Annotated in this window: 10 protein-coding genes; all 10 read right to left on the bottom strand. The window is 57.4% G+C overall.

Annotation, left to right across the window (positions count from 1 at the left end; translation table 11 throughout):
* The gene (locus tag AEP_RS17015) at window positions 1-1467 is read right to left on the bottom strand and encodes a glutamate synthase subunit beta (protein ID WP_087496488.1); all 1467 of its coding nucleotides are present in this window, start codon (window positions 1465-1467) and stop codon (window positions 1-3) included.
* Between the two features lie 34 nt (window positions 1468-1501).
* Window positions 1502-6274 (bottom strand): glutamate synthase-related protein, encoded by a 4773-nt coding sequence (locus AEP_RS17010; protein WP_087496487.1) that lies wholly within the window; start codon window positions 6272-6274, stop codon window positions 1502-1504.
* A gap of 177 nt (window positions 6275-6451) precedes the next feature.
* Complete coding sequence (locus tag AEP_RS17005; protein WP_087496486.1) at window positions 6452-7147, bottom strand: transposase; 696 nt, start codon at window positions 7145-7147, stop codon at window positions 6452-6454.
* A 36-nt stretch (window positions 7148-7183) separates the two neighbouring features.
* Window positions 7184-7960, bottom strand: coding sequence for an MBL fold metallo-hydrolase (locus tag AEP_RS17000; protein ID WP_087496485.1), 777 nt, complete (start codon window positions 7958-7960; stop codon window positions 7184-7186).
* 91 nt (window positions 7961-8051) lie between these two features.
* Window positions 8052-8519, bottom strand: coding sequence for a hypothetical protein (locus tag AEP_RS16995; RefSeq protein WP_232459860.1), 468 nt, complete (start codon window positions 8517-8519; stop codon window positions 8052-8054).
* Between the two features lie 46 nt (window positions 8520-8565).
* Window positions 8566-9480 carry a class I SAM-dependent methyltransferase gene (locus AEP_RS16990; protein ID WP_087496484.1) on the bottom strand — a complete coding sequence of 305 codons (915 nt, stop codon included), beginning with the start codon at window positions 9478-9480 and terminating at the stop codon, window positions 8566-8568.
* A gap of 17 nt (window positions 9481-9497) precedes the next feature.
* The gene (locus AEP_RS16985; RefSeq protein ID WP_087496483.1) at window positions 9498-10082 is read right to left on the bottom strand and encodes a DUF1415 domain-containing protein; all 585 of its coding nucleotides are present in this window, start codon (window positions 10080-10082) and stop codon (window positions 9498-9500) included.
* Entirely contained in the window at window positions 10075-11247 is a 1173-nt protein-coding gene (locus AEP_RS16980) for a deoxyguanosinetriphosphate triphosphohydrolase (RefSeq protein ID WP_087496482.1), read from the bottom strand. The genes AEP_RS16985 and AEP_RS16980 overlap by 8 nt, the downstream gene beginning before the upstream one ends.
* Window positions 11248-11304: 57 nt before the next feature.
* Window positions 11305-12411 carry a 3-dehydroquinate synthase gene (aroB, locus tag AEP_RS16975; protein WP_087496481.1) on the bottom strand — a complete coding sequence of 369 codons (1107 nt, stop codon included), beginning with the start codon at window positions 12409-12411 and terminating at the stop codon, window positions 11305-11307.
* Between the two features lie 41 nt (window positions 12412-12452).
* A complete protein-coding gene (locus AEP_RS16970; protein WP_087496480.1) occupies window positions 12453-12983 on the bottom strand; it encodes a shikimate kinase in 531 nt (176 codons plus the stop codon).
* Window positions 12984-13003 lie beyond the last annotated feature (20 nt).

The raw sequence follows: 13003 nt of genomic DNA, 5'->3' as shown, positions 1-13003 counted from the left end.
TCAGCGTGGCAGTTCGGTAAAGCCCATCAAGAACTCGTCCACCGCACGTGCGGCTTGGCGGCCTTCGCGGATGGCCCACACCACCAGGGATTGACCGCGGCGGATATCGCCAGCCGCAAAAACCTTGGGCACATTGGTAGCGTAGCCGCCAGCGATGTCGGTCGTGGCTTTAGCGTTGCCGCGAGCGTCTTTTTCAATGCCAAAGGACTCCAGCACTGTTGCGACCGGGTTCACAAAGCCCATGGCCAGCAGTACGAGGTCGGCCTTGAGCACCTTTTCAGTGCCGGGTACGTCCACCAACTTGCCATCCTTGAACTCGACTTGCACGGTCTTGAGACCCGTGACTTTGCCTTTTTCGCCGATGAACTCTTTGGTGGAGATGGAGAACACGCGCTCGCAACCTTCTTCATGGCTGGAGCTGGTGCGCAGCTTCAGAGGCCAGTAAGGCCAGGTGAGCGGACGGTTCTCTTCAGCCGGAGGCTGGGGCATCACCTCGAACTGGGTCACGCTGACCGCACCGTGGCGGTTGGAGGTGCCCACGCAGTCAGAGCCGGTGTCGCCACCGCCGATGACGATGACGTGTTTTCCGTCAGCGCGCAGTTGGTTTTTGAGCTTGTCGCCGGCATTGACCTTGTTTTGCTGGGGCAGGAACTCCATGGCGAAATGGATACCGTCCAGATCGCGGCCGGGAACTGGCAAGTCGCGGGACTGCTCGGATCCGCCGGTCAGCAGCACGGCGTCAAAGTCCTTTTTGAGCTGCTCGGGGGAAACAGTTTCCTTGGCCCAGTTGGTGACTTTGGAGCCCTTGGGCATTTCACCCACCAACACGCCGGTGCGGATGGTCACGCCTTCGGCGATCAACTGCTCAGCGCGGCGGTCGATGTGGGACTTTTCCATCTTGAAGTCAGGAATGCCGTAGCGCAGCAGGCCGCCGATGCGGTCGTTCTTCTCGAATAATGTGACGTCGTGGCCGACGCGGGCCAACTGCTGGGCAGCAGCCATACCCGCTGGGCCGGAGCCCACCACGGCCACCTTTTTGCCGGTCTTGACGGTAGAGGGCTGGGGCTTGACCCAACCTTCATGCCAGGCACGATCAATGATGGCGTGCTCGATCGACTTGATGCCCACCGCTTCTTCGTTGACGTTCAAGGTGCAGGCTGCTTCGCAAGGTGCGGGGCAGATACGGCCGGTGAACTCGGGGAAGTTGTTGGTGCTGTGCAGCGTGTCGATTGCGGCCTTCCAGTCCTTGCGGAAGACGAGGTCGTTGAAGTCCGGAATGATGTTGTTGACCGGGCAGCCGTTATTGCAGAACGGCGTACCGCAGTCCATGCAGCGCGCAGCTTGCTTGTTAGCCTGTGCATCGTCCAGACCGATAACGAACTCTTTGTAGTTCTTCAGGCGCTCAGTAACGGGCTTGTAGCCCTCTTCGATGCGCTCAAACTCCATGAAGCCAGTGACTTTTCCCATGATGTACGTCCTTGTGCGTTAGATCAGGCTCGCCTTACTTGGCAGCCGCTGCTTCTTTTTTAGTAGCTGCTGGCGCAGACTTGGCGGGCGCTACAGCCGATTTACGTGCATGAATCTCACCCAGAGCACGCTTGTACTCGTTGGGGAACACCTTCACGAACTTGGCGCGGGATGCTTCCCAGTTGTCCAGCAGTTCACGTGCACGCTTGCTACCGGTCCAGCGGTTGTGGTCTTCCAGCAGCTTCTTAAGCTGGGCTTCATCGGTTTCACCACGGTGCCAGATGCCCTTGTCGAGGGTGGCTTCCTGCTCGGCGGCAGTCAACACCTTCTCCAGGCTCACCATGGCAGTGTTGCAACGCTTGGCGAATTGGCCGTCCTCGTCGTACACATAGGCAATACCGCCGCTCATGCCCGCTGCAAAGTTGCGGCCGGTTTTACCCAGCACAGCCACCGTACCGCCGGTCATGTACTCGCAACCGTGGTCGCCGGTACCTTCCACCACAGCAGTGGCGCCGGACAAGCGGACCGCAAAGCGCTCACCGGCCACGCCGCTCAGGAAGGCTTCGCCGGTAGTCGCACCGTACATCACCGTATTGCCGACGATGGTGTTGCGGATGGCTTCACCACGGAAGTCGATGCTCGGACGCACGACCACGCGGCCGCCGGACAGGCCCTTGCCGGTGTAGTCGTTGGCGTCACCGATCAAGTACAGGGTGATGCCCTTGGTCAGGAAAGCGCCGAAAGACTGGCCGCCTGTGCCTTCCAGCTGGATGCGGATGGTGTCATCCGGCAAACCTTCTGGGTGTACCTTGGTGACAGCGCCGGAGAGCATGGCACCCACCGAACGGTTCACGTTGCGAGCCACTTCCATGAACTGCACGCGTTCACCTTTGTCGATGGCGGCGCGGCTCTTGGCGATGAGCACATTGTCCAGCGCTTTTTCCAGACCGTGGTCTTGGGTAAGGGTCTGGAAGCGTGGCACGTCGGCAGGCACTTGCGGCTGGGCAAACAAACGGGCGAAATCCAAGCCTTGGGCTTTCCAGTGCTCGATGCTCTTGCGGGTGTCGAGCAGGTCGGAACGACCGATCATGTCGTCGAACTTGCGGATACCCAGCTGGGCCATGATCTGTCGCACTTCTTCAGCGATGAAGAAGAAGTAGTTCACCACGTGCTCAGGCTTGCCGGAGAATTTGGCGCGCAGCACAGGGTCTTGGGTCGCCACGCCCACGGGGCAGGTGTTCAAGTGGCACTTGCGCATCATGATGCAGCCTTCCACCACCAGCGGGGCGGTAGCAAAGCCGAACTCATCCGCACCCAACAGGGCACCGATGGCGACGTCGCGGCCGGTCTTCATCTGACCGTCAGCCTGCACGCGGATACGGCTGCGCAAGCGGTTCAGCACCAGGGTCTGCTGGGTTTCGGCCAAGCCGATTTCCCATGGGGAACCTGCGTGCTTAATGGAGGACCAGGGAGATGCACCGGTACCACCGTCGTGCCCGGCGATCACCACGTGGTCCGCCTTGCACTTGGCAACGCCGGCAGCGATGGTGCCCACGCCGATTTCAGACACCAGCTTGACGCTGATGCCGGAATGCGGAGCCACGTTCTTCAGGTCGTGGATCAGCTGGGCCAAGTCCTCGATGGAGTAGATGTCGTGGTGCGGAGGGGGCGAAATCAGGCCCACACCGGGCACGGAGTGACGCAGCTTGCCGATGTAGTCAGACACTTTGCCGCCTGGCAACTGGCCGCCCTCACCGGGCTTGGCGCCCTGAGCCATCTTGATCTGGATCTGGTCAGCACTGGACAGGTACTCGGCGGTCACACCGAAGCGGCCGGAAGCCACTTGCTTGATGCGGCTGCGCAGCGAGTCACCGGCCTGCAAGGGCAGGTCCACTTCCACGTTCTCGGCACCGATCACACTCTTGAGGCTGTCGCCCTGCTTGATCGGGATGCCCTTGAGTTCGTTGCGGTAACGTGCCGCGTCTTCACCACCTTCACCGGTGTTGCTCTTGCCACCGATACGGTTCATGGCCACAGCCAGCGTCGCGTGGGCTTCGGTGGAGATGGAGCCCAAAGACATGGCGCCGGTTGCAAAGCGTTTGACGATTTCCTTGGCGGACTCGACTTCTTCCAGCGGAATGGCCTTGGCAGGGTCCACCTTGAACTCGAACAGGCCGCGCAGCGTCAAGTGGCGCTTGGACTGGTCGTTGATGATCTGGGCGTACTCTTTGTAGGTGTTCCAGTTGTTGGCACGGGTAGAGTGCTGCAGTTTTGCAATCGCATCGGGTGTCCACATGTGCTCTTCGCCACGGGTACGCCAGGCGTATTCACCGCCGGCATCCAATGCGTTGGCCAGCACGGGGCTGTCACCAAACGCCAGCTTGTGCATGCGGATGGCTTCTTCAGCGATCTCAAACACGCCGATACCTTCCACCTTGCTGGGGGTGCGGGTGAAGTACTTGTCGATGGTTTCAGTGTTCAGGCCGATGGCTTCAAACAACTGGGCACCGCAGTAGGACATGTAGGTCGACACGCCCATTTTGGACATGATCTTGGACAGACCCTTGCCGATCGCCTTGATGTAGTTGTAGATGGCTTTGTCAGCGCTCAGGTCACCCGGCAGGTCCTTGTGGATGTCCTGAAGGGTTTCCATGGCGAGGTAGGGGTGCACCGCCTCAGCGCCGTAACCGGCCAATACCGCGAAGTGGTGCACTTCACGGGCCGTGCCGGTTTCCACCACCAAACCGGCGGTGGTACGCAAACCTTCACGCACCAGGTGCTGGTGGATAGCGGAGAGTGCCAACAGCGCAGGAATAGCCACCTGTGTGGAGCTGATGCTGCGGTCGCTGATGACCAGGATGTTCTTGCCGCTCTTGATGGCATCCACCGCTTCAGCGCACAAAGAAGCCAACTTGGCCTCCACACCCTCATGGCCCCACGCCAATGGGTAGGTGATGTCCAGCGTGTAGCTGCGGAACTTGCCCTGGGTGTGGTGCTCTATGTCACGCACCTTGGCCATGTCCGCAAAGTCCAGAATGGGCTGGCTCACCTCGAGGCGCATCGGCGGGTTCACCTGGTTGATGTCCAACAGGTTGGGCTTTGGTCCAATGAAGGACACCAAAGACATCACGATGGCTTCGCGGATCGGGTCGATCGGTGGGTTGGTCACCTGCGCAAACAGCTGCTTGAAGTAGCTGTAAAGTGGCTTGTTTTTGTCAGACAACACCGCCAATGGGCTGTCGTTGCCCATGGAGCCAATGGCTTCTTCGCCGGCGGTAGCCATAGGTGCAATCAGGAACTTCAGGTCTTCCTGGGTAAAGCCGAAAGCTTGCTGGCGGTCCAGCAGGCTCACCTGGTCGGTGACGCGCTTTGGTTCTACGCCTGCCACTACTGCGGACAACGCCTTGTCGGTGCGACGCTCGTCAAACGACACATCGTCCAGCTTGATGCGCAGATTCTCAATCCACTGTTTGTAGGGCTTGCTGTTGGCGAGGCTGGCTTTGAGCTCTTCGTCATCAATCATGCGGCCTTGTTCCAGGTCGATCAGGAACATCTTGCCGGGCTGCAGGCGCCACTTGCGCACGATTTTGTTTTCAGGCACGGGCAACACGCCGGACTCGGAGCCCATGATGACCAAGTCGTCATCGGTGATGCAATAGCGGGAAGGACGCAGGCCGTTGCGGTCCAGGGTGGCGCCGATCTGGCGACCATCGGTGAACACGATAGAGGCCGGGCCATCCCATGGCTCCATCATGGCGGCGTGGTATTCGTAAAAGGCCTTGCGGCGCTCGTCCATAGTGGTGTGCTGCTCCCATGGCTCGGGGATCATCATCATCACGGCCTGGCTGATGGGGTAGCCCGCCATGGTCAACAGCTCGAGGCAGTTGTCGAAGGTGGCGGTGTCGGACTGGTCTGCAAAGCTGATGGGGTACAGCTTTTGCAGGTCGGCAGCCAGCACGGGAGAAGACATCACGCCTTCGCGGGCCTTCATCCAGTTGTAGTTGCCTTTGACCGTGTTGATTTCACCGTTGTGCGCAACGTAGCGGTAAGGGTGAGCCAATGGCCACTCGGGGAAGGTGTTGGTGGAGAAGCGCTGGTGCACCAGGCCCAAAGCTGACACGCAGCGAGCGTCTTCCAGGTCCTTGAAATACACGCCCACCTGGTCAGCCAGCAGCAGGCCCTTGTAGACCACGGTGCGGCTGGACATGCTGGGCACGTAATATTCTTTGGAGTGGGTCAAGCCCAATGCCTGGATGTTGGCGCTGGCGGTCTTGCGGATCACGTACAGCTTGCGTTCCAGCGCGTCCTGCACGATCACGTCGTTGCCGCGGCCAATGAAGACTTGACGCAGGATAGGTTCTTTTTCGCGCACGGTGGGCGACATGGGCATGTCGCGGTTCACGGGCACATCGCGCCATCCCAACAGCACTTGGCCTTCGGCCTTGATGGCGCGTTCCATTTCCTGCTCGCAAGCGAGGCGGGAGGCGTGCTCCTTGGGCAAAAAGATCATGCCGACGCCGTATTCGCCCTGGGGCGGCAAGGTCACGCCTTGCTTGGCCATTTCTTCGCGGTAGAGCGCATCTGGCAGCTGGATCAAGATGCCGGCGCCGTCACCCATCAGGGGGTCTGCACCCACCGCACCGCGGTGGTCGAGGTTTTCAAGGATCTTGAGTGCGTTCTTGACGATGTCGTGGCTCTTTTCGCCACGAATGTGCGCCACAAAGCCGACGCCGCAGGCATCGTGCTCGTTGGCGTTGGAATACAAACCGTGGTCTTTGAGGTGTTGGATTTCGGCTGCCGTAGTCATGGCGCACTCCTGAAAATTACAGTGGACTTGAAGAATACTGCAACGCAACAAAAGTGCCAAGAAATTTAAATGGGGTCAGACACTATTTGAATCTCTCATCAGATTCAAAAAAATCAAATAGGGACACATCAAATGAATAGCTGTCTGCGCTTATCCAGTAAGCGCTAGGGGCGATATTCAGTCTGGAGCAGTTACCTTGCGGGGCCGTCCTGGCGTTCTGCGAACCAGGCGTCGCGAGGTATTTTTTTGCAACTCTGCAACGAAATCATCGTCCGCCAACGCCCATCCACGGGTCACCGAGTCAGTAATTTGATGGAGTTGCACTGAATTGAGGCCCTCCCGGGCCGCCGCTTGGTAGGCCGCCTCGCGCGCGAAAGGCGTATTGCCCAATGCCCAATAGGCGGGGTGGGTCACGATACGCTTGTCCATGATGGCGCCGCTGTAATGCGAGTAACTGGTCCACGGATAGTCTGAAGGCGGCAATCCGATACCGGCGCGCTGCGGATGGAGGTCCATAAATGTCAGTGCCGCTAAGGCGTGGCGTGGCTGCAAAACCGCAGATTTGAAGCGCCCCTCCCACAAGGTACCTTTGCGGGCGTATTTGCGGTTGAAGTAGCGCACATAAGTACGCCCCAAGGACTGCATCATGAGCGCCAAGCCCTGCTCATTAGCAGGCGTCAATAACAAATGGAAGTGATCCTGCAGCAGCACATAACCATGCACAGCGACCTGATGTTTTCGGGCCGCGAGGTGTATCGCATTCAGCAGCTCTTCGTAATCCTCCGTGGCCGAGCAGATGGACTGGCCATGCGCACCGCGCTGCAAAACGTGGTGCAGATGTCCGGCAATTGCCAAGCGGGGAAGTCGTGCCATGGGCCGCGATGGTAGCGGATCACAGCCTCAACCCGCTTACAAGCTCGTCACCGGCAATTGGTATTGGGGCGTGCCCATGAGATCAATACCGCATGACAGGTTATCCAACCAATCCAGCAACTGGGCAATGGCAGCCCCTTGCAAGGGCGCGCCATGCTGCGGAACGATCATTGAAATCTCCAGCCCACGAACCATGCGTACCCAAAGCTTGAGGATTTTGTTGCTGACCATGTAGCGGCGGTGAAACGCCTCCATGCCATGAGGCATAGGCATCAAGTTGGTGATGGGTTTGCGCGCGTCCTGACCACTGAGCATGGAAACACCCAGGTCGCCGGAAAAAAGGATCTTGCTCACGGGGTCATAGAACTGGAAATTACCCTCGGCATGCAGAAAGTGCGCGGGTAACAGCCACAGCTCGGTTTTGCCGAAGCGGAGTTTGCCCCCTTCATCGGGAATGGGAATGATGCGGTCTTCCGTCTTGCCGATTTTGCAGAAGTGAGGGGCGAAACGAGCCCAAAGCTGTGAAATCAACAACTTGGCCTGGGTGGATGTCATCCAGCGGTCCAGGGAGGCAATGATGTCCGGGTCGGCGTGGGAGGCGATGATGTAGTCGAGGTGCTGAGGCGCGATGTACTTGCGCATCGTCAGATTCAGCTCGTTGTAGGTCATATTGCCACCCGGATCAAGGATCACACCTTCTCCATGGTCGACGATGAGAAACTGATTGGCCTGCACCGCTTCGGTTTCGTCGGACACGAGATCCGTGAACATCACACAGCAGTGATGGGCGTCTTTGTAGAGTTCAACAGCCATGGCGGGGCCCTTATGCAAAGTGGGCGCCTATGCGCCCACATGAACCCCGATTGTCAAATCAGCCCGAAAACCGGGCTTTGATTCATATCAATTATTTGGGCGCTTTGGTCACTCGGACTTTGCCACCGGTGGTGACAATAATCACGGCATCACCCGCTGCCAATTGCTCTCCACCCTTGGCTTGAACGATGGCACGGCGATCGCCACCTTTGAGTTGAACGAGAATTTCAACCGCTTCTTCTTTGGTAGACAAGCGCTCCAGCGCGTTACCTGCAGCAGCGCCTGCCACGCCAGCCAATACACCCAGGACTTGCGCCTCGCGTTGCACACCACTGCCGCCGTAGCCACCGATGGCACCCACTACTCCGCCTACAGCGGCGCCTACGCCGGACTGGCTGCCGTCCACCACCACATTGCGCACGGACAGGATGACCCCGTCTTGTACCTGGGCCATACGCTGCGCATCACCGCGCTGGATGACATCCGGGCTGCTGCTCGCGCATGCACCCAAAGTGGCTACTACCAAGGCAATGCTTGCCCATTTCATGATCTTTTGCATATTTCTCTCCGGTTCTGGAACGGTTCACTTCAGCCCAGCTAACGCTTTAGACCACCGCTACGTTGTCAGCCGTATTGTCAACCGGCAATGTAAACCGCGTGTCAAGCAGGGATGTGAGCCCGAATTCGCCCAAAATCGCGCGCAAACGCTCCGCAGCGGCACGTTTTTTCTGCCCCGTGTAGCGAGCCAGAATCAACTCATTTTTCATGCTGTGCTCCCAGCCCACCAGTTCAGTCACGGTCACTTGGTAGCCGTGAGCCTCCAGATACAGGCATCGCAGCACATTGGTGAGCTGGCTACCCATCTCACGGGTGTGCAGAGGATGGCGCCAGAGCTCGGCCAGCGGTGTGCGCGTCAAGTTCATGGCCTTGTTCTGATTCAAGTGACGGGCAAGCTCTGCCTGGCAGCAGGGCACGAGCACGAACGCCCTCACCTTTTTCTCCAGTCCGAACGCAATGGCATCGTCCGTCGCGATATCGCAAGCATGTAAAGCGGTGACGACATCGAAGCTAGGAGGAAGCTCTTGCAAGCTGGTGGACTCCGCCACACTCACATTCAGAAAGCTCATGCGTTCAAACTGAAGCTTGGTGGCCAAGGCTTTGGATTTCTCCACCAGATCAGCGCGGGTTTCAATTCCGTACAAGTGACTGTGCGGGAGGTTCTTGAAGTACAAGTCGTACAGAATGAACCCGAGATAAGACTTTCCCGCACCGTGGTCTGCCAAGGTGAAGCTGAGGCCTTCTGTTACCGGAAGTTCATTCATCAGTTTTTCAATGAACTGATAGAGGTGATAAACCTGCTTGAGCTTGCGGCGGGAGTCCTGGTTCAACTTTCCGTCGCGCGTGAGGATATGCAGCTCTTTGAGCAATTCCACTGACTGACCGGGGCGGATTTCAGGCGCGATTTGCCCAGAGGGTTGTGTGCCGCCGACTTGCGCAGGCTGTGCTTTGTTTTTTTTCATTTAATGTTTTCGCCCCATCACAAGGGCGCAATGTCAGGGCCGACTTGCAATGCTGACCACCCTTCGGGGCCCAGCCGCTGCAGAGTGGCAATGTTCTTTTCGTAAATCTGCTCAGCAGCGGGGAATGCTTCTACCGCCTTATCGATACTGGCTTCACGCAGGAGATGAAGTGTCGGGTACGGTGCCCGGTTGGTGAAGTTGCCGATGTCATCGGGCTCCGCGTCTGCAAACTGGAATTCAGGGTGGAAGCTAGCGATTTGCAGCTCCCCATCGAGCTTCAATTTGCGGAGTGCTTTGTCAGCGGAATACAAGAAATCGTTGAAGTCCACAAAGTCCACAAACGCATCCGGAAGGATCAGCAGCGTCGTGTCGCGCAACTGTGGATCCGCTTGAGCGAGTCCCAGAAGCTCTTCGCGAAGTACATCCAGCACATCAGCTGGCTCGGTCGCACGACAAACCACATAGCGCACCTGATTCTTGACGTGCACGGCTTTGGCGAAAGGACACAGGTTGAGACCGATGACGGCCCGCTCCAACCACCGTTGCATAGACTTGACCACTGCGTCATCTGCACTGGGCTGCTGATTACTCAATTCAGACATGGAACAACCTCTGCCCAGTGAGCCGCTCATGCTCCCGCAAAGCAAATCGGTCTGTCATACCCGCGATGTAGTCACTGACCTGGCGTTGAAGAGAGATGTCTTTCATTGCCTCGTCATCCTGGTGCATTTCTGCGGGTGAAGCGACATAGGCATCAAACAAGTCCCCCACAACGCACTTGGCCTTCCCCATGGTGTCCATTACTTGCTGATGCCGATAGAGGTGCTTGAACAAGAAGTGCTTGAGCTCCCGGGTTTGCGCGCGCATTTCGGCACTGAACAGCACTAGCGCCGGTGCTACGCGTACAGCGTTCACGTCTTGGGGCATTACCTCTTCCAGTTGAGCGCGGGTTGCAGCCAACACGTCATACACCATATCACTGAGCATAAGTCGTATGGTCTCGTAGAGCCAACGCCGCTGTTTTTTGGCTTGCGCGAAATCCGACTGTTGACTTGCCGCTTGGTCCGAATACTTCCGGAACAAGGGCACTTCCAACATCTGGTCCATGCTGAGCAGTCCCGACCGGACTCCGTCATCTATATCGTGGCAGTTGTAGGCAATCTCGTCAGCCAAATTACACAGTTGCGCTTCCAGGCTCGGTTGCCCACCTTGCAAGAATCGCTTGGCGACCCCGCCACTTTGCCCGGGGAAGTCAGCTTCCCATAGCTCCAAGGACATCGCATTGTTTTTGGAGCAATGCTTCAAAATGCCTTCGCGGGACTCAAAACAGAGATTCAACCCGTCAAAACCCGGGTAACGGGCCTCCAGATGATCCACTACGCGCAGACTCTGGAGATTGTGCTCAAAGCCACCGTAAGAGACCATGCATTCATGTAGCGCGTCTTGTCCGGCGTGGCCGAAAGGAGTGTGGCCCAGGTCATGCGCCAAAGCAATGGTTTCTACCAGATCTTCATTCAAGCCCAAGGTTCTCGCCATAGACCGGCCGAGCTGTGCAACCTCCAACGAGTGAGTCAAACGGGTTCTGAACAGGTCGCCCTCATGATTGATGAAGACTTGCGTTTTGTAGACCAGTCGACGGAAGGCCGTAGAGTGGACGATACGGTCCCTGTCGCGCTGAAAGGGTGTACGTGTCGGAGCATCAGCCTCAGGAAAGCGCCGACCTCTACTCTGGTCAGGCTGGCATGCATAGGGTTGGAGATTGGTCATCAATACAGCGTCTAGCGCCCGTTCAATACGCGCAAGCAGCTATGTTTTCGATAGCAGTCAAGCGCAGCATGTATCGATGACTTCTCGCACCAAGGTGTCAGGCGCTGCACGCATAACCGCGCGCCCGGGACCGTCAATCAAGACGAACCGGATTTCACCGGCCTCGGACTTCTTGTCATGGCGCATGAGTTCAAGATAGCGACCGGCGTTATCGGAGGCATCCAAGCTGGGGCCACGGATTGGTAATCCCGCCGATGCAATGATCCGGGTGAGTCGTTCGACAAACGCTGTATCCACCAAGCCCAGGCGCTGGGATAGGTGGGCAGCCATGACCATGCCGCAGCCAACAGCCTCGCCGTGCAACCATTCGCCATAACCCAAGCCCGCTTCGATTGCATGCCCGAAGGTGTGGCCGAAATTCAAAATGGCACGCAGGCCGGACTCACGCTCATCTTGCCCCACAACCCAGGCCTTCAACTCACAGCTTCGCTTTACTGCGTGCGCTAGCGCCTTGGCATCCAGTCGCACCAAGCTCTCCATATGGTTCTCAATCCAAGACAGAAACTCCATATCGGCGATGGGACCGTATTTGATAACTTCCGCCAGTCCAGCGCTGACCTCCCTTGGCGGCAGTGTTTTCAATACATCAAGGTCACACACCACCATTTGAGGTTGGTAGAAGGCACCCACCATGTTTTTACCAAGTGGATGGTTTATTCCGGTTTTTCCGCCCACTGAAGAGTCCACTTGTGCCAAGAGGGTGGTCGGCACCTGAACAAAGGGTACGCCGCGCATATAGCTTGCGGCAGCGAATCCGGTCATGTCCCCGACGACCCCTCCCCCCAAAGCAAACAGGACAGTTTTTCGATCGCAGGTGTTCTGCAACAGCACACCGAAAATCAAGTTCAAAGTTTCCCAATGCTTGTAAGACTCACCATCAGGGAGTTCCATGGCCAGCACTTTGGAATACTTTCCAGCGAGAGCAACTTTTAGCTTCTCCGCATACAACGGGGCCACAGTAGTGTTACTCACAATGACTGCCGTTTTGCCATTGGGCAAGCCAGCGAAGATCTCTGGGTTGTCAATGAGTTCGCCACCGATGTGAATCAGGTAGCTGCGTTCGGCCAAAGAAATGTTTACGGTTTGGTGCGCCTGAATTGTCATAGCCGCTTAGTTTAGGGCTTTCAGGTGCTGCAGCAGCGTTGCTACCCGTCAGCGGAAGGAATCGCCCCTGAAAGCTCAAGCTGCATGACGATCATGTTCACCAACGTCGCCACTGAGGGACGACCGGTTTCCAATACAAAGTGCGCAGTTTCGCGGTACAAAGGATCACGAACTGAAAACAGCTCTCGCATTCGAGTCAATGGATCAGCAACCTGGAGCAGTGGTCGACTCACATCGTGCCGGAGGCGACGAAATAACTCTTCGGGCGTGGATTTGAGATAAATCACTTTACCTCGCGAATGCAAATGATGCCGATTATTCGGCCTGAGGACTGCGCCGCCTCCGGTGGAGAGCACGCAATTCACATCTGCCGAGAGGGCATCAAGAACCTCTTCTTCGATATCTCGAAAACGAGACTCACCCTCGCGGTCAAAAAACTCACGAATCGAGCAACCGATACGCGCCTCAATGGCGTGATCCGAATCTACGAAAGGAATGCGCAAGCGGCGCGCCAACTGACGCCCCACTGTGGTCTTCCCTGAACCGGGAAGACCAACAAGACTGATACTCAAGTGAGGCCCATCTCAACCAA

The sequence above is a fragment of the Curvibacter sp. AEP1-3 genome (assembly GCF_002163715.1).
Classification (GTDB): Bacteria; Pseudomonadota; Gammaproteobacteria; order Burkholderiales; family Burkholderiaceae_C; genus Allorhodoferax.
This window is presented reverse-complemented; position numbering and strand designations above follow the sequence as displayed.

What these genes read in the sequence shown, in the direction of transcription:
- AEP_RS17000 (WP_087496485.1), bottom strand. Translation starts at nt 7,960, where the DNA reads ATGGCTGTTGAACTCTACAAAGACGCCCATCACTGCTGTGTGATGTTC.
- AEP_RS17010 (WP_087496487.1), bottom strand. Translation starts at nt 6,274, where the DNA reads ATGACTACGGCAGCCGAAATCCAACACCTCAAAGACCACGGTTTGTAT.
- AEP_RS16990 (WP_087496484.1), bottom strand. Translation starts at nt 9,480, where the DNA reads ATGAAAAAAAACAAAGCACAGCCTGCGCAAGTCGGCGGCACACAACCC.
- AEP_RS17015 (WP_087496488.1), bottom strand. Translation starts at nt 1,467, where the DNA reads ATGGGAAAAGTCACTGGCTTCATGGAGTTTGAGCGCATCGAAGAGGGC.
- aroB (WP_087496481.1), bottom strand. Translation starts at nt 12,411, where the DNA reads ATGACAATTCAGGCGCACCAAACCGTAAACATTTCTTTGGCCGAACGC.
- AEP_RS17005 (WP_087496486.1), bottom strand. Translation starts at nt 7,147, where the DNA reads ATGGCACGACTTCCCCGCTTGGCAATTGCCGGACATCTGCACCACGTT.
- AEP_RS16995 (WP_232459860.1), bottom strand. Translation starts at nt 8,519, where the DNA reads ATGCAAAAGATCATGAAATGGGCAAGCATTGCCTTGGTAGTAGCCACT.
- AEP_RS16980 (WP_087496482.1), bottom strand. Translation starts at nt 11,247, where the DNA reads ATGACCAATCTCCAACCCTATGCATGCCAGCCTGACCAGAGTAGAGGT.
- AEP_RS16985 (WP_087496483.1), bottom strand. Translation starts at nt 10,082, where the DNA reads ATGTCTGAATTGAGTAATCAGCAGCCCAGTGCAGATGACGCAGTGGTC.